At 68.4% G+C, this 17,203-nt stretch carries 13 protein-coding genes and 2 tRNA genes; 6 read left to right on the top strand and 9 right to left on the bottom strand.

Annotated features, from left to right (window positions below; genetic code table 11):
- Positions 1-7 precede the first annotated feature (7 nt).
- Both ABH927_RS18150 and ABH927_RS18155 read right to left on the bottom strand, forming a co-directional pair.
- A tRNA-Glu gene (locus tag ABH927_RS18150) sits at positions 8-83 on the bottom strand.
- 50 nt (positions 84-133) lie between these two features.
- A tRNA-Gln gene (locus tag ABH927_RS18155) sits at positions 134-205 on the bottom strand.
- A gap of 171 nt (positions 206-376) precedes the next feature.
- Between ABH927_RS18155 and ABH927_RS18160 the strand changes: the two genes are divergently transcribed.
- Entirely contained in the window at positions 377-2,356 is a 1,980-nt protein-coding gene (locus tag ABH927_RS18160) for a M3 family metallopeptidase (RefSeq protein ID WP_370022995.1), read from the top strand.
- A 252-nt stretch (positions 2,357-2,608) separates the two neighbouring features.
- On the opposite strand, the gene gltX is transcribed toward ABH927_RS18160, so the two are convergent.
- Both gltX and ABH927_RS18170 read right to left on the bottom strand, forming a co-directional pair.
- On the bottom strand, positions 2,609-3,940 hold the full coding sequence (gene gltX, locus ABH927_RS18165) for a glutamate--tRNA ligase (protein WP_370023334.1): 1,332 nt from the start codon (positions 3,938-3,940) through the stop codon (positions 2,609-2,611).
- 28 nt (positions 3,941-3,968) lie between these two features.
- Positions 3,969-4,739, bottom strand: coding sequence for a fumarylacetoacetate hydrolase family protein (locus tag ABH927_RS18170; RefSeq protein ID WP_370022997.1), 771 nt, complete (start codon positions 4,737-4,739; stop codon positions 3,969-3,971).
- A 353-nt stretch (positions 4,740-5,092) separates the two neighbouring features.
- Here ABH927_RS18170 and ABH927_RS18175 point away from each other — a divergent pair, with 353 nt between their 5' ends.
- Complete coding sequence (locus ABH927_RS18175) at positions 5,093-8,014, top strand: YbhB/YbcL family Raf kinase inhibitor-like protein (protein WP_370022999.1); 2,922 nt, start codon at positions 5,093-5,095, stop codon at positions 8,012-8,014.
- A 272-nt stretch (positions 8,015-8,286) separates the two neighbouring features.
- Positions 8,287-8,673 carry an antibiotic biosynthesis monooxygenase gene (locus ABH927_RS18180; RefSeq protein ID WP_370023001.1) on the top strand — a complete coding sequence of 129 codons (387 nt, stop codon included), beginning with the start codon at positions 8,287-8,289 and terminating at the stop codon, positions 8,671-8,673.
- Positions 8,674-8,697: 24 nt separating this feature from the next.
- Here the strand turns inward: ABH927_RS18180 and ABH927_RS18185 are convergent, their stop codons facing one another.
- On the bottom strand, positions 8,698-8,847 hold the full coding sequence (locus ABH927_RS18185; protein ID WP_370023003.1) for a hypothetical protein: 150 nt from the start codon (positions 8,845-8,847) through the stop codon (positions 8,698-8,700).
- 174 nt (positions 8,848-9,021) lie between these two features.
- Between ABH927_RS18185 and ABH927_RS18190 the strand changes: the two genes are divergently transcribed.
- Positions 9,022-10,659, top strand: coding sequence for a heparinase II/III family protein (locus tag ABH927_RS18190; RefSeq protein WP_370023005.1), 1,638 nt, complete (start codon positions 9,022-9,024; stop codon positions 10,657-10,659).
- Between the two features lie 15 nt (positions 10,660-10,674).
- On the opposite strand, the gene cimA is transcribed toward ABH927_RS18190, so the two are convergent.
- The gene (gene cimA / locus ABH927_RS18195) at positions 10,675-12,249 is read right to left on the bottom strand and encodes a citramalate synthase (RefSeq protein WP_370023007.1); all 1,575 of its coding nucleotides are present in this window, start codon (positions 12,247-12,249) and stop codon (positions 10,675-10,677) included.
- A gap of 328 nt (positions 12,250-12,577) precedes the next feature.
- Here cimA and ABH927_RS18200 point away from each other — a divergent pair, with 328 nt between their 5' ends.
- Positions 12,578-13,231, top strand: coding sequence for an O-methyltransferase (locus ABH927_RS18200; RefSeq protein WP_370023009.1), 654 nt, complete (start codon positions 12,578-12,580; stop codon positions 13,229-13,231).
- An 81-nt stretch (positions 13,232-13,312) separates the two neighbouring features.
- Positions 13,313-13,513 (top strand): hypothetical protein, encoded by a 201-nt coding sequence (locus tag ABH927_RS18205; RefSeq protein WP_370023011.1) that lies wholly within the window; start codon positions 13,313-13,315, stop codon positions 13,511-13,513.
- Positions 13,514-13,663: 150 nt separating this feature from the next.
- Here the strand turns inward: ABH927_RS18205 and ABH927_RS18210 are convergent, their stop codons facing one another.
- The 3 genes from ABH927_RS18210 to ABH927_RS18220 form a co-directional block, all read right to left on the bottom strand.
- Entirely contained in the window at positions 13,664-14,755 is a 1,092-nt protein-coding gene (locus ABH927_RS18210; RefSeq protein ID WP_370023013.1) for a branched-chain amino acid aminotransferase, read from the bottom strand.
- Positions 14,756-14,902: 147 nt separating this feature from the next.
- Positions 14,903-15,949: a 3-isopropylmalate dehydrogenase gene (locus ABH927_RS18215; RefSeq protein ID WP_370023015.1), complete on the bottom strand. Its 1,047-nt coding sequence runs from the start codon at positions 15,947-15,949 to the stop codon at positions 14,903-14,905.
- Positions 15,950-15,994: 45 nt separating this feature from the next.
- Positions 15,995-16,966 (bottom strand): ROK family protein, encoded by a 972-nt coding sequence (locus ABH927_RS18220; RefSeq protein WP_370023336.1) that lies wholly within the window; start codon positions 16,964-16,966, stop codon positions 15,995-15,997.
- Positions 16,967-17,203 lie beyond the last annotated feature (237 nt).

Below are 17,203 nucleotides of genomic sequence, written 5' to 3' on the forward strand. Positions count from 1 at the left end.
TGCAGTGTGGTAGTCCCGAGCGGATTCGAACCGCCGCTACCGCCTTGAGAGGGCGGCGTCCTGGGCCACTAGACGACGGGACCTTGCACTGCGCTGTTTTCTATCCAGCAGAATCCCTTGTGGGGGGATCCAGCTGGGGTACCAGGACTCGAACCTAGACTAGCTGAACCAGAATCAGCCGGGCTGCCAATTACCCCATACCCCATCTGCTCGCGGAACCCGTGGGCCCCGCTTGCGACTCCGAAAGAATAGCCCAGCTTGGGACCCACTACCAAAACGATTGCGGCGTGCCCCGCGATCTCGTCTCCGGGGCCCCCTGTGCAAGGCTGGGACACACGCCATCACCGCGCCAGCACCATGTGAGGAGCCGCCAGAGATGACCTCGGCCGCGAACCCGTTCCTGAGCCCCAGCACCCTGCCCTACCAGTTGCCTCCCTTCCAGGAGATCAGGGAGGAGCACTACGGGCCGGCGTTCGAGCAGGGCATGGCGGAGCACCTCGCCGAGGTCGCGGCGATCGCGGACAACCCGGAGCCGCCGACGTTCGAGAACACGATCGAGGCCCTGGAGCGGTCCGGGCGGCTCCTCGACCGGGTCTCCGCGGTGTTCTTCAACCAGGCGTCCTCCGACACGACACCGGGCGTCCAGGAGATCCAGCAGGACGTCACGCCCAAGCTGGCCAAGCACGCCGACGCCGTCCACCTCAACGCCAGGCTCTTCGCCCGCATCCAGGCGGTCGAGGCGGCCGACGACGAGCAGCGGTGGCTGCTCGATCGCTACCTGACGGACTTCACGCGGGCGGGAGCCGTACTCGATCCCGCGGACCAGGAGCGGCTCAGGGAGCTCAACGAGCGGCTGTCCACGCTGGGGACGACGTTCCAGCAGAACCTGCTCGCCGACACCAACGAGCGCGCCGTCGTGGTGGACGACGTGGCGGAGCTGGACGGCCTCTCGGCGGACGCGATCGAGGGGCTCAAGGAGACCGCCAAGGATCGCGGGCTCGACGGCAAGTACCTCATCACACTCGTCCTGCCGACCGGTCAGCCGGCCCTCGCCGAGCTGACGAACCGGTCGCTGCGCGAGCGCGTCCACGAGGCGTCCCTCGGCCGGGGCGCGGGGAACGCCGAGCTGATCACCGAGATGGCCGCGCTCCGCCGCGAGCGGGCCAGGCTGCTCGGCTACGAGAACCACGCGGAGTACGTCCTGGCCGACCAGACCGCGGGGACCACCCAGGCCGTCACCGACATGCTGGACAGGCTCGTCCCGCCGGCGGTGGCCAACGCCCGCAAGGAGCAGTCCGACCTCGAAGAGCTCGCCGGCCATGCCGTACAGCCGTGGGACTGGTCCTTCTACGCCGAGAAGGTGCGCAAGGCGCGCTACGACATCGACAGCGCCCGCATGCGGCCGTACTTCGAGCTGAACACCGTCCTGGAGAAGGGCGTGTTCCACGCCGCGACGCGCCTGTACGGCATCACCTTCACCGAGCGGAAGGACCTGCACGGTTACCACCCCGAGGTGCGGGTCTTCGAGGTCTTCGACGAGGACGGCACGCCGATCGGCCTGTTCCTCGGCGACTTCCACGCGCGGGCCTCCAAGCGCGGCGGAGCGTGGATGAACAGCCTGGTCAAGCAGTCGGCCCTGGAAGGTTCCAGGCCGGTCGTGGTCAACAACCTCAACATCGTCAAGGGCGAGCCGACCCTGATGACGTTCGACGAGGTCAACACGATGTTCCACGAGTTCGGGCATGCGTTGCACGCGCTGTTCTCGGACGTGCGGTTCCCGCGCTTCTCGGGTACGGCGGTGCCGCGCGACTTCGTGGAGTATCCGTCACAGGTGAACGAGATGTGGGCGACCGATCCCGAGATCTTGGCGAACTACGCGAAGCACTACGAGACCGGCGAGCCGATGCCGCGGGAGCTGGTCGAGCGGATGCTGGAGACACAGAAGTTCAACCAGGGATACGCGACGGTCGAGTATCTGGCCGCCACGCTGCTCGACTGGGCCTGGCACACGGCCTACACGGGCGGCGACGCGGCGGCCTTCGAGTCCGAGGCGCTGCGTAGCGCCGGAGTGGATCTTTCGGCTGTGCCGCCTCGCTACCGCAGCACGTACTTCGCCCACATCTGGGCAGGCGGCTACAGCGCCGGCTACTACTCCTACATCTGGAGCGAGGTGCTGGACGCCGACACGGTGGAGTGGTTCACCGAGAACGGCGGGCTGCGGCGCGAGAACGGCGACCGGTTCCGCCGGGAGCTGCTGTCCAGGGGCGGCAGCGTGGACGCGATGACCGCCTTCCGGAGCTTCCGCGGCAGGGAGCCGGAGATCGCCCCCCTGCTCACCCGCCGCGGCCTCCTCTAACCCCCCTCGCGCGTGATCATGCACACTTTCCGCCAGAGGACGACTGGGCGGCACACTCCCGTGTCGTGATCATGCGCGAGTTCCTCCTTTGCGCCTCCGAGCTCGGGCGACGCAGTCCATGATCATGCACGCCAGCCCGTGCATGATCACCGAAAGCGTCCGACCTGCCCAGGTGGTACGCCCAGGACTCCGTACATGATCACCGAGCGGGGCGCGGCGGGTCAGAGGCACACACCGGGAACCCGTGCATGATCACCCCACAAGGGTGGCGAGAGCCGTACGGATCCGGTCGAGGGACCGCTCGCGGCCCAGGACCTCGATCGACTCGAACAGCGGCAGGCCCACCGTCCGGCCCGTGATCGCCACCCGGACTGGGGCCTGCGCCTTGCCCAGCTTGAGGCCATGGGCGGCGCCGACCTCCTCCAGCGCCTCCTTCAGCCACTCCGCGTGCCAGGTCATCGCCTCCATCCGCTCGGCGTAACCGGACAGGATCTCGGCCGCGCCGGGCTTCATCGCCTTGTCCCAGGAGGCCTGGTCGAAGACCGGCTGGTCCAGGAACAGGAAGTCCACGTTGGCGGTGATCTCCGACAGCACGGCGACCCGGGTCTGGGCCAGCTCGGCCACCCTGGCGAACACTCCGCGGTCCCACGCCGGGTCCAGCCATGGGTCGCAGCGCGCGATGAACACCTCGAGCGGCAGCGCCCGGATGTACTCGCCGTTGAAGGCCCGCAGCTTCTTCTCGTCGAAGAACGCCGGCGACTGGTTGACGTCCTCCAGCCGGAACAGGGGCATCATCTCCGACCAGGGCATGATCTCCCGGTCGTCACCGGGGCCCCAGCCGAGCAGCATGAGGTAGTTGACCATCGCCTCCGCGAGGTAGCCCTCGTCGCGGTAGGACTCCAGGGCGACCTTGTCGCGCCGCTTGGAGAGCTTCTGCCGCTTCTCGTTGACGATGACCGGGATGTGGGCCCAGACCGGAGGCCCGGCGCCCAGGGCCTCCCACAGGAGCTGCTGCTTCGGCGTGTTGGACAGGTGCTCCTCGGCGCGGACGACGTGGCTGATCCGCATCTCCATGTCGTCGACCACGTTGGCGAGGATGAACAGCGGCGAGCCGTCGCCGCGCACGATGACGAAGTCCTCCATCGCCGCGTTGGGGAACTCCACCCGGCCGCGGACCTTGTCGTCCACCACGGTGACGCCCTCGTCGGGCGTGCGGAACCGCACGGCGCCCTCGGTCAGGCCGCGGTCGCGGCAGAAGCCGTCGTACCCCTGGTGCTCGGAGCCCGTCCTGGCCTTGACGTCGTCGCGCGTACAGGTGCAGTGGTAGGCCCTGCCGTCCTTGAGCAGCTTGGCCGCCGCCTCGCGGTGCTGCTGCTCGTAGGCCGACTGGAAGTAGGGCCCCTCGAAATACGGCGAGTCGCCGTTGATGCCGATCCAGGCGAGGGCGGAGATGATGCCTTCGGTCCATTCCGGCCGGTTGCGCGCCGCGTCGGTGTCCTCGATGCGGAGCACGAACGTGCCGCCGGACTGCTCGGCCAGGGCCCAGTTGAACAGCGCCGAACGGGCGCCGCCGACATGGAACATGCCGGTGGGCGAAGGGGCGAAGCGCACCCTAATCACGTGAGATCACCCGGTTAGTTAGAGTTCCGATTCCTTCGATGCCGACGCTGACCTCGTCGCCGACGGCCAGCGGGCCGACCCCGGCGGGCGTGCCGGTCAGGATGACGTCGCCCGGGAGCAGGGTCATGACCGCGCTCACGTGGGCGATGAGCGCCGGGATGTCGTGCAGCAGCCACGACGTGCGGCCGCTCTGCTTCAGCTCGCCGTTCACGGTCGTGGTGAGCGCGAGGTCGCCGGCGTCGAGAGAGGTCTCGATCCACGGGCCCAGCGGGCAGAACGTGTCGAAGCCCTTGGCCCGCGCCCACTGACCGTCCTTCGACTGCAGGTCGCGCGCGGTCACGTCGTTGGCGCAGGTGTAGCCGAAGATCACGTCATTGGCTCGCTCGGCCGGCACCTCGCGGCAGAGTCGTCCGATGACCACGGCCAGCTCTCCCTCGTAGTCGACATGCCGCGACAGCTTCTCGGGGTACGCGATGGACTCCCCGGGGCCGATCACGGACGTGCTGGGCTTGAGGAAGAGAACAGGCTCGTCCGGAGGCTCGGCGCCCATCTCCCTGGCGTGGTCGGCGTAGTTCCGCCCGATCGCGATCACCTTGCTCGGCAGCATGGGCGCGACCACCCTGACCTCGGCGAGCGGATACCGCTCGCCGGTGAGCTGGACCCCGCCGAAGGGGTGCCCGTCGATTCTGGCGATGACCTGCTCGCCCTCTTCCACCACTCCGAACGCGACTCCGTCGCCTGTGGAGAACCTCGCGATACGCACGTCACGAGCCTAGTGCCGATCCCCCGGTGTCACGTTCGCCGACCATCGGCCCCCGCTGAGCTGCCATCTTCAGCAAACGTGCAGGAAAGGATCATAGATCCGACCTTATTGCGCATCTCGGTGCATCGTTACGGTCTGTCCCTATTTACGTAGAACGTGCCATTTTTGTCGCCACCTGCGGCAAGCCCTGACATCCAGCTATATTTCCGCCGTGTTTCACTCTGAGACGCAAGCGTCTCTTGACACCGCACGCCCCAAATGATCCCATCAATCAAATCAAATGTTAGGAAGCCTTCCTAACTAGTTCTCCCCTGCCCCCTTCTCCCCCCACAGATCGAACAGCAGGAGGCTCGATGAGATCTCCCACCCGAGCGCGGACAATTGTCGGCGCGCTCGCGGGCACGTTGATGCTCAGCATGCTTGCGGCCGTCCCCGCGTCGGCCGCCCCCACCAGGTACGAGGCCGAGAACGCCACCATCTCCCAGGGAATCCTGGAGACGACCCACACCGGCTTCTCCGGCACGGGCTACGTCAACGGCGACAACATCGCCGGTAGCTACTTGCAGTTCACCGTCAACGCGCCGGCCGCCGGCACGGCGACCATCGTGGTCCGTTACAGCAACGGCACGACCATCAACCGGCCCTCGGATGTCGCCGTCAACGGCACCGTGGTCTCGGCGAACCGGGCGTTCAACAGCACCACCAACTGGGACACCTGGGCGAACTCCACGCTCACGGCCCCGGTGAACGCCGGGTCCAACACCATCCGGTTCACCGCGACGAGCGCGAACGGCAACCCCAACATCGACTATGTCGACGTCGATGTGGCCGTTACTCAGCCGAGCAGCGAGTACCAGGCCGAGGACGCCACCATCTCCCAGGGTGTCGTCGAGTCGAACCACCTCGGATTCACCGGCACCGGCTTCGTGAACGGCGACAACGTCGCGGGCTCGTACACCGAGTTCAACGTGACCGCGACGACCGCCGGCAACTATGGCCTGGTGTTCCGCTACTCCAACGGCACCACGATCGATCGGCCCGGCAACATCACCGTCAACGGGACCACGGTCGCCAGCAACGTGTCGTTCCCCAGCACCACCAACTGGGACACGTGGGCGGACAAGACCATCACCGCCGGTCTGACGGCCGGATCGAACCTGGTCCGCATCACCTCGACGACGGCGAACGGCAACCCGAACCTCGACAAGCTGAGCAGCTCGGCCCCGAGCGACAGCCAGCCGCCCACGCCCCCGTCGAACCTGCACGTCGTGGGTGACGTCCGGCCCAACGCCGTGGACCTCGCCTGGGACGCGGCCACCGACAACGTCGGCGTCTCGCAGTACAAGATCTACAACGGCGGCAACGTGCTCGCCACCGTGGGCGGCAACGTCACCAGCACCACGGTGCCGAACCTGACGGCCAACACGCAGTACGTCATCACGGTCCTCGCGTACGACGCCGCGGGCAACCCGTCGCAGGCCAGCAACCCGGTGGAGATCACCACCCCGCCGAGCAACGACACCACGCCGCCGAGCACGCCGACCGGCCTGCGGGTGGCCAGCACCACGTCGACCACCGTCACCCTGCAGTGGAACGCCTCCACCGACGACATCGGTGTGACCGGCTACAACGTCTACAAGGACGGCGTCAAGTTCGCGACCGTGCCCGACACGACCGCGACCGTCGACGGCCTGACCAGCGGTACGACCTACCAGTTCTCGGTCGAGGCGTTCGACGCCAACAACAACACCTCGCCGCGCAGCGGGAACGTCCCCGGCACGCCGGCCGGCGCCGGCGGCGGTGACCCGATCTACGACAAGGACATCAACACCCAGATGGACCTGCCGTGGGGCATCACCTGGCTCCCCGACGGCAGCGCGCTGGTCGCCGAGCGCGACCGCTTCGAGATCACCCGCGTCACCCTCAGCGGGCAGCGGACGGTCGTCGGCAAGATCACCGAAGCGGTGACCACCGGCGGTGAGGGCGGCCTCCTCGGCCTCGCGGCCTCGCCGAACTACGCGACCGACCACTACATCTACGCGTTCTACACATCCTCCAGCGACAACCGCGTGGCCCGCTTCAAGTACGAGAACGGCGCGCTCGGCGCTCGTGAGCCGATCGTCACCGGCATCGCCAAGAACCGCTTCCACAACGGCGGCCGCATCAAGTTCGGCCCCGACGGCTACCTGTACATCACCACCGGTGAGGCGCAGGACGGCAACCGGGCGCAGGACCTCAACTCGCTGAACGGCAAGATCCTGCGCGTGACGCCCACCGGCGCCGGCGCTCCGGGCAACCCGTTCCCGAGCGCTCCGCGCGTCTACACCCTCGGCCACCGCAACCCGCAGGGCATCGCCTGGGACTCCCAGGGCCGCCTGTGGGAGGCCGAGTTCGGTGACAGCACGTGGGACGAGCTGAACCTGATCCAGCCGGGCAAGAACTACGGCTGGCCGAACTGCGAAGGCAAGTGCAGCAACTCGGCGTACACCAACCCGGTCCAGCAGTGGGACGTGGCCTCCGCGTCGCCGAGCGGCATCGAGATCGTGAACGACTGGATCTACATGGCGGCGGTCCGCGGCGCGCGGCTCTGGGTCATGAAGATCAACGGCAACACGACCGACACGCCCAGGGCGTTCTTCAACGGCCGGTGGGGTCGCCTCCGCACGGTCACCAAGACCCCCGACGGCGGCCTCTGGCTGACCTCCACCAACAACGACAAGAACGGCGGCACGCCGTCGACTCTTGACAACGTGATCGTCCGCCTGAAGTTCAACAGCGGCACCACGCCGTTCTCGCTGACCAGCACGGCGTTCGCCAACAACGGATCGATCCCGATCAAGTACACCTGCCAGCAGGACGGGGTGGCCGGCAACGACATCTCGCCGCCGCTGGCATGGGGCGCCGGCCCTGCGGGCACGCAGAGCTACGCCATCACGCTCATCGACACCGCCAACGGCAACAAGCACTGGACCATCTGGGACATCCCCGCCAACAAGTCGTCGCTCCCTGAGAACCTCGGCCTCGGCTACGACGTCCCGAACCAGTCGCCCGCCAAGCAGAAGGCGATGAGCACCGGCAACAAGTCCCTGCAGTACTTCGGGCCCTGCCCGGGCGGCTCCTCGCACAAGTACGAGTTCACCTTGTACGCGCTGGACACCGCGACACTGCCGGGTGTGACCTCCAGCTCCTCGGTGGCCGCGATCGAGACCGCGATCCAGGCGCACGACCTCGCGAGCGTCAAGCTCGCGGGCAACTCGTCCGCCGCCGCCGGCTGACGGAACTGAACAACTGAACAACTGAATACGCTCGGCCGGGTCGGGGTTCGCCCCCGACCCGGCCGAGCCGTTTCCAGGGCCGCTTTCAGGGCCGCTTTCAGGGCCGTTTCCAGGGCCGCTTTCAAGGGCCGCTTTCAAGGGCCATGTTCAGGGCGGCTTTCACGCACGCGCGTACGGCCGCGCCGCGCGCGGCGGCGCCGGACGGCCCCCGTATGGTGGTCCTGGTGGGCCGATCACGGGCCATGTCAGGAACGAGTCGTACGGGAGTCCATGTGCCTTCGGTCGTGAAGATCAACGTGCTGACGGTGCCCGGAGAGATGCGCCAGCAACTGGAGAAGCGGTTCGCCAACCGTGCCGGGATGGTCGAGTCGTCCGACGGGTTCGAGTGGTTCGAGCTCCTGCGGCCCGTCGAGGGAACGGACCGCTACCTCGTCTACACCCGCTGGCGGAGCGAGGAGGACTTCCAGCGCTGGCAGCAGAGCCAGGCGTTCCAGGCCGGCCACGCCCAGGCCGCCGCCGAAGCCCAGGGTCACGGACATGGGCAGGGCCAGGCGCAGGGGCAGGCGCAGGGACACGGGCATGGGCAGGGCCCGGCCGCGTCGGGATCCGAGCTGTGGACGTTCGAGGTCGTCGAGACCGCCGCGCCAAAGCAGCCCTGACGCCTCGGCGGCGCGAAGAGCCGGTCAGGCGTCGAGCGGGTTCGCCGCGATCCGCGCGCCGATCCCGCCGCTGACCGCCTCACTCGCGGCGCTGTACGGCTTCCGCTTCGCCTGCTCCTCGAAGGAGGACAGGAACTCCTCGCCGAACCCGAGCCTCAGGTAGCGGCCGATCACGTCTCGCCTGGCCTCCGGCGGGAACTCATCGGATGCGCATCGTCTTGTTAACGATGTGACTGATGTGGCTTATGTGTCCTTGACCGCGAGGCCGGGATTCGTGGAGCATGTGCCGCCCCCTCAATATGGTCGGAAGGAACCGGCGTGCGCGGCCGCAGTCGAACCCTAGGTCTGTTGGCGGCCCTGCTCCTGAGTTGCGGGCTCGCCACCCCCGCGCAGGCCGCCCCGGGCGTTCAGCGGACGGTGGAGTGCCAGGGCGACTGGCTCCCCGCCACGCCGACCTCGCCGGACATCATGAACGGGCAGCTGGAGTTCCTCGACCTCCCGGCCGTAACCGTGGGCAAGGACGTCAACTGGCACCTCGACCCGTACAAGAACAGGTCCTGGCAGATGGTGTTCCAATCCCTGCGGTGGATGGGACGCCTGGTCGCGGACTACGAGGCGACGGGCAAGGAGGCGTACCTCAGCCGGGCGATCGAGATCGCCAAGGACTGGGTCCAGGACAACCCGCCCGGCGGCAGCGCGACGAGCAAGTACGCCTGGGCGGAGCACCCCGTCGCGCTGCGCGCCCCCGCCCTGGTCTGCCTCAGCCGGCACGTCTCCGCCGCCTGGCTGACGGAGAGCCTGGCCGTGCACGCCCACAAGCTGGCCGACCCGCGGCACTACGAGAAAGGCCACAACCACGGGCTCGACCAGGACATCGGCCTGCTGCGGATCGGCTGCCGCTACGGCAACAAGGCCTGGCGGGACCTCGCCCTGAAGCGCATGGTGGGCTCGATGGAGCTCGACATCGACTCCCAGGGGGCGCTGAGGGAGCAGGCGCCCCGCTACGCCGTCTACGTCTACGACCGGCTCAGGGTCGCGATCGACACGATCGGCGACTGCAAGCTCAAGGTGCCCGCGGCGCTGGCCACCCGATGGGATGGCCTGCCCCGGCACATCAGCGCCGCCACGCAGCCCAACGGCTATATGGCCCCCATCGGGGACGGCCCGGCCGACGTCCAGCCGGCGGGGTTCGACCACGCCGACGAGACGGTGCAGGTCTTCAAGGCGGGGTACGTCTTCGGCCGCACCACCTGGGGAGACCCGCAGTCGGCCTACTACTCGATCAGGTTCGGGCCGGGCCTCAAGTTCCACGGGCACGAGGACCACCTGGGCGTGACCTACTACGCCCAGGGCCGGAGCATCCTCACCGAGGCGGGCTTCCACTCCTACGAGAACACGCCGTACCGGCGTTGGACGCTCACCCCCGAGGCGCACAACGTCCCGGTCATCGTGGGCAGGAAGCTCCGCGGCCACACCCCGACGGCGCTCACGCGCCGCTCGATCGGCAAGGACCGGCAGTCCTTCACGCTGACCGACCGGGCGTACGGCGTGAGCCGCACCCGGGCGGTGCTGGTCAACCACCGCCAGGACGTCATGGCCGTCCTCGACACGGCGAAGTCGGACCTGCGGAACCTGTGGCATCTGGACACCTCGCTGAAGGTCGTGTCCTCCGGCAAGGGCCAGGTCGTCGTGTCCGACGGCGCATGGCGCGCGACACTGGTGCAGCTCACCCTGCCCTCCTGCACGCCGATCAAGGGACAGCGGATCGTGCGCGGGCAGACCCAGCCCTACCAGGGCTGGATCTCCCCCGGATACATGCGGAAGGTGCCCGACGCGGTGGTGATCTCGCCGTCCGCCCGCTCGCTGCTGACCATCGTCGTGCCCGGCACGGACAAGCCCGCGGTGACCTGCTCCGGCCGTACCGTGATCGTCCACGCCCCGGCGGGTCCCGTGACCTTCAAGATCTCCGGCTCCGACCTGACCTGATGACCTACATGCCGATCAGGCACCGTGGCCGGCGCGGAGGAGACCGTAGGTCACGGCCTGCTCCAGGGCCTGCCAGGACGCCTCGATGATGTTCTCGTCCACGCCGACGGTGGCCCATTCGCCGGTGGCGTCACTGGAGGTGATCAGCACCCGGGTGACGGCGTCCGTGCCGTGGGTGCCCTCCAGGATGCGGACCTTGAAGTCGATGAGCTCCACCTCGGCGAGCTCCGGGTAGAGCTTCTCCAGGCCCAGCCGTACGGCCTTGTCGAGTGCGTTGACGGGACCGTTGCCCTCGCCGGTCGCGATGATGCGCTCGCCCTTGGCGTGCAGCTTGACGGTGGCCTCGCTGACGACGTCACCGGCGGGGCGGCGCTCGACGATGACGCGCCACGACTCGACCGAGAAGTAGCGCTTGCGCTCACCGGCGACGGTGTCCCGCAGCAGGAGCTCGAACGACGCGTCGGCGGCCTCGAAGGTGTGCCCGCGCGACTCCAGCTCCTTGACACGGTCGACGAGCTCCCGGGACTGGTCGCCCGTGAGCTGGTATCCCAGCTCGCGGCCCTTGAGCTCGACCGACGCCCGTCCGGCCATGTCCGAGACGAGCATCCGCATGTCGTTGCCGACGCGCTCGGGGTCGATGTGCTGGTAGAGGTTCGGGTCCACCTTGATCGCGGACGCGTGGAGCCCCGCCTTGTGCGCGAACGCCGACATCCCGACGTAGGGCTGGTGCGAGTTGGGCGTGACGTTGGTGACCTCGGTGATCGCGTGGGCGATGCGGGTCATGTCCCGCAGCGACTCCGGCGGAACGAGATCGAACCCCCGCTTGAGCTGGAGGTTCGCCACCACCGTGAACAGGTTGGCGTTGCCGGAGCGCTCGCCGTACCCGTTGGCGCAGCCCTGCACGTGGGTCGCGCCCGCCCGGACCGCTGCGAGGGTGTTGGCCACCGCGCAGCCGGTGTCGTCGTGGCAGTGGATGCCCACCCGGGCCCCCGTACCGACCGCCTTGTGGACCACGTCGGCCAGCTCGTCCGGCAACATGCCGCCGTTGGTGTCGCAGAGCGCGATGACCGATGCCCCGGCCTCGGCGGCGGTACGGAGCACCTCCAGCGCGTACGCCGGGTTGGACTTGTAGCCGTCGAAGAAGTGCTCGGCGTCGAGGAAGACGCGCTGGCCCTCCGCATGAAGGTGGGAGACCGTGTCGCGGATCATCGCGAGGTTCTCCTCGAGTGTCGTGCGGAGGGCCAGCTCCACGTGCCGGTCGTGGCTCTTGGCGACAAGGGTCACGATCGGTGCGCCGGATTCGCGCAGGGCGGCCACCAGTGGGTCGTCGGCGGCCTTCACTCCGGCCCGGCGGGTCGCGCCGAACGCGGCGAGCTGCGCGTGCTTCAGGTCGAGCTCTGTGCGAGCGCGCCGGAAGAACTCCGTGTCCTTGGGGTTGGCTCCCGGCCAACCGCCCTCGATGAAGCCGACGCCGAGACCGTCCAGGTGACGCGCGATGGCCAGCTTGTCGGCCACCGTGAGGTTCAGTCCCTCCTGCTGGGCGCCGTCGCGCAGCGTGGTGTCGTACACGTGGAAGCCGTCATCGGCCATTTCATGTCTCCTTCGCGGGATGTCGATCTCGCCGCGCGCTCTTCAGCCCAAACAAAAAGACCCCTCACGGACGTGAGAGGTCTGCGCGCTGGCGTTGTCCTTTTTAGCCAGCGCGCCTGCTGATAATGAGCAGACCGTAGTACATGGTGCCTTGGAGTCTGCCACACGCCCTCACCATCTGGCACGTCGATCTCATATTACGAGATGATTTCGGCATACGCCCTGCTAGAAGCCCTGCTGAGCGGTCAGCGACCCACCGGGGCACTCAGGACCGGGACTGCCACGTCGTCCCGCCGCGCTCCGCTCCCCCGCAATTAAGGTGGGGACCATGAAGGCTGCCAATTTCATTGACCCCGCCGTCGCCCACTACGCCGCCTCGCACACGAGCCCGCCCGACGACCTGCTGCTCGGTCTCGCCGAGGAGACCCTCAAGCTCACCGGCGACAGGGCGATCATGCAGATCGCCCACGAGCAGGGGACGCTCCTGACCATGCTCGTCCAGCTCACCGGGGCTCGCAGGGCCGTCGAGGTGGGCACTTTCACCGGCTACTCGTCGATCTGCATCGCCAGGGGTCTGCCCGCCGACGGCCGGCTCATCGCCTGCGACGTCAGCGAGGAGTGGACCTCGGTCGCCCGGCGCTACTGGGACAAGGCCGGCGTGTCCGAGAAGATCGAGCTGCGCCTCGGCCCCGGCGCCGACACGCTGAAGGCCCTCCCCCAGGAGGAGTGGATCGACTTCGCCTTCATCGACGCCGACAAGGTCGGCTACCCCGTCTACTACGAGGAGATTCTGGTACGGCTGGCGCCCGGCGGCCTGATCGCCGTGGACAACACCCTGCAGCACGGGGAGATCACCGACCCCTCCGCCGGAGGCACCGTTCCGGCGATGCGCGAGTTCAACGACCTGGTCGCGGCCGACTCCCGGGTGACCAGCGTCCTCCTCCCGTTCGCCGACGGCCTCACCCTCGTCCGTAAGAACTGACTTTCGATAACCCCTCTGTGAGCAGGGCGCCTTTGCGACTACATTGCGTATCGTGTCAATCACGTCGACGGCCGGATCGTGGTGAGGGAGCTGTCCACCGGAGAACACAACGACGTCGTGTCCCGCCTGATCCTGCAGTTGGCCGCCGTCGTCGCGAGCCGCGAATGGGGCCTGTGGACGAACATCAAGCTCTTTCTCGGCCCACAGATCGACCGCTATATCCCCGACCTCGCCGTGAAGCCCGGCTGGACACATCCAGCCGGGCTTCACCCGTTCTGCTGACCGGTGCGCGGCCTCCCCGTGCATGATCACCAGCAACGTACGGCCAGGCCCGCCGCCACATTGGGGAATCCTCGCATGATCACGAACAACGTGCGCCCAGGCCCGCGGCCATATGGGGGAACCCGTGCATGATCACCCCGGGTGGGGGTTTCAGCAGATCTTGTGGACCCAGTGGTGGGTGTCGGGGCGGGAGCCGTACTGGATGCCCATGAGCTCTTCGCGGATCTTCAGGGTCACGGGGCCGGGGGTGCCGTCGCCGACGGTCCAGCCGCGGTCGGCGCCCTTGACGGAGCCCACGGGAGTCACCACCGCGGCGGTGCCACAGGCGAAGACCTCGGTGAGCTCGCCGGACTCGCAGCCGGCCTGCCACTCCTCGATCGAGATCTTGCCCTCCTCGGCCTTGAAGCCCAGCTCGCCGGCCATGGTGAGGATCGAGTCACGGGTGATGCCGGGCAGCAGCGTGCCGGTGAGAGCGGGGGTGACGAGGCGGTCGCCGAAGACGAAGAACAGGTTCATCCCGCCCATTTCCTCGACCCAGCGGTGCTCGAAGGCGTCGAGCCAGACCACCTGGTCGCAGCCCTCCTCGACCGCCTGGCGCTGGGCGACGAAGGCCGCCGCGTAGTTGCCGCCGCACTTGGCGAAGCCGGTGCCGCCGGGGGCCGCCCGGGTGTACTCGGTGGAAAGCCACACGGAGACCGGCTTGACGCCGCCGGAGAAGTACGAGGCCGCCGGTGAGGCGATCACCATGTACTTGTAGCTCCCCGAGGGGTGGTTCACCCCGAGCGCGGGCTGCGTGGCGATCATGAAGGGACGCAGATAGAGGCTGTGCCCCTCGGTGGTCGGCACCCAGTCACGGTCGTTCTGCACCAGCAGCTCCAGCGACTGGACGAACGTCTCCTCCGGAAGCTCGGGCATGGCCATGCGGAGCGCGGACTGGTTGAACCGGGCCGCGTTGGCGTACGGCCGGAAGGTGACGATCGACCCGTTCGACTGCCGATACGCCTTGAGGCCCTCGAACAGCTCCTGGGCGTAGTGGAAGACCGAGGTGGCGGGGTCGAGGAGCAGCGGGCCGTACGGCTGGAGCCTGGCGTCGTGCCAGCCGCGCCCCTCGGTGTAGTCGATCGAGACCATGTGGTCGGTGAAGGTCTGCCCGAAGCCGGGGCTCGCCAGTACCTGCTCCCGCTCGGCCACGGTGCGGGCCTCCTGGTTGAGCTGCACATCGAAGCTGAGCTGGGTGGTCATGGCGAGCATCCTTCTTCTCTCTACGTTGTCAGAGTCATTGTGCGACGAGGCGGCTAACGAAAACCTAGGGCATCTAGAAGGTATGAAAAAGCGCATGGCGGCCCGAACCGGGCCGCCATGCGCTGTGGACGGGGTGAGCGGCCCGGCTTAGCCGGCTACTCGGGCGGCGATGTCGTCGCCGATCTCGCGGGTCTTCCTGCTGGTCCAGGCGCCCTGGCGCTCGACGAGGTCGTCGGCGACGGCCTGCTCGACGCGGGCCGCCACGTCGGCGAGGCCCAGGTGGTCGAGGAGCATGGCGACCGACAGGATCGTGGCGGTCGGGTCGGCCTTGCCCTGGCCGGCGATGTCGGGGGCGCTGCCGTGGACCGGCTCGAACATCGACGGCGCGGTGCGGACGGGGTTGACGTTTCCGCTGGCCGCGAGGCCGATGCCTCCGGCGACGGCCGCGCCGATGTCGGTGAGGATGTCACCGAACAGGTTGTCGGTGACGATCACGTCGAACCGCTGCGGCTGGCTCACGAAGAACATCGACGCCGCGTCCACGTGGCAGTAGTCGGTCTCGACCTCGGGGAACTCCAGGCTGACACGGTCGACCGTACGGGCCCAGAGGTCGCCCGCGTAGGTGAGCACGTTGGTCTTGTGGACGAGCGTGAGCTTGCGGCGCGGACGCGCCTGCGCCTTCTCGAAGGCGTAGCGGACGACGCGCTCGACGCCGAAGGCCGTGTTCAGCGACTCCTGGGTGGCGATCTCCTGCGGCGTGCCGCGGCGCATCACGCCACCGGCTCCGGCGTAGGGGCCCTCAGTGCCCTCGCGGACGACGATCATGTCGATGTCCTCGGGGCGGACACCGCCCAGCGGGGTCTCCACGCCGGGGAAGAGCTTGACCGGGCGGAGGTTGACGTAGTGGTCGAGCTCGAAGCGCAGCTTGAGCAGGAGGTCACGCTCGAGGATGCCAGGCGGCACGCTGGGGTCGCCGACCGCGCCGAGCAGGATCGCGTCGTAGCCGCGGAGCTCGTCGAGCACCGTGTCCGGCAGGGTCTCGCCGGTCGCGTTGTAGCGCTTCGCGCCGAGATCGTATTCAGCCGTCTCGGTCTTGACGCCCACGGCGTCGAGGACTTTGAGGCCTTCGGCGACGACTTCGACGCCGATCCCGTCTCCCGGGATGACTGCCAGACGGATGTTGCTCGACTCCATGCGTGTACCTTACCGGTTGTCTCGAAGATCGAAACACCGATCTCATCATCCGAGCGGCGTCATCGCCACCGCGCGCTCGAAGACGAGGTCCCGCGCCGTCGTCAGGCCGAAGGCCAGCGCACCGAGGAGCACGGCGTCGGCTCCCAGCGTGGACGCCTCGATCCGGGGCGGGCGGAGCGCCACGAGCGACTGCAGCCGCTCCGACACCGGACCGATCAGCAGGTCTCCCGCCTGCGCCCCGATGCCGCCGCCCAGCACGACCAGCTCGGGGTCGAGAACGGCGGTCACCCCGGCGAGCGCGTGGGCGACGTGGTCCGCCTCGAGGGCGACGACCTGCCTTGCGGTCTCGTCGCCGGCCCTGGCCGCGTCGAAGACGTCCTTGGAGGTGGCCGCCGCCATGCCGAGCCGTTCGGCCGTGGCGACGATTCCGTCCGCCGACGCGACCGACTCGAACATGCCGCGCCCCGGGTTGATCAGCGGGTCGCCCTCGCCGACGGGCATGTAGGAGATCTCTCCCGCGGCTCCCTGGGAGCCCCGGTAGAGCTTGCCGTCGATGACGACGCCCATGCCGATGCCGGTGCCGATGGACACGAAGACGAAGTGGGAGACGCCCTGGCCGAGGCCGTACGCCCCCTCGCCCACGGCGGCCAGGTCGACGTCGTTCTCCAGCACGTACGGTGACCCGATGACGTCGGCGAGCCGTTCGACGGCGCCGGCCTGCTCCCAGCCGGGAAGGTTGGGGGCGACCCGCAGCGCGCCAGTCTCCTTGTCGTGGATGCCCGGCGTCCCGAAAACGGTCAGCGTGATGTCGCCGGGCCCGAGACCGGCCTCCGTGGTCAGCTCGGCCGCTATCCCGGAGAGCTGGTCGAGCACCGCGTCGTAGCTCCCGGCCCGGGACGGCTCGTCCTTGCGCGCGACGATCTCGCCGACGAGGTCGGCCAGCGCGAGCCGGACGTACGCGCGGCCGATGTCGACGGCCAGGACCCAGCCGGCCTGCGGGCGGATCTCGTAGAGCAGCGCGGCGCGGCCCGCGTTGCCCGTGCGCAGCCCGACCGGGCGGACCAGTCTGGCACGCTCCAGATCCGCCAGGGCGACCGAGATGGTCGGCTTGGACAAGCCGGTCGCCTGCGCCAGCTCCGGCCGGGAGACCTTGCCGAGGCGGAAGATCTCCGCGAACACGGCTCGCTCGTTCATCACTCGGAGCAGGCTGGTCGTGTTGGCGGTCCCGCCGCCGATGCTCACCACATTCCCAAG

This window comes from Planotetraspora sp. GP83, from assembly GCF_041262585.1.
In the GTDB taxonomy this organism is placed as follows: Bacteria; Actinomycetota; Actinomycetes; order Streptosporangiales; family Streptosporangiaceae; genus JAOEGB01.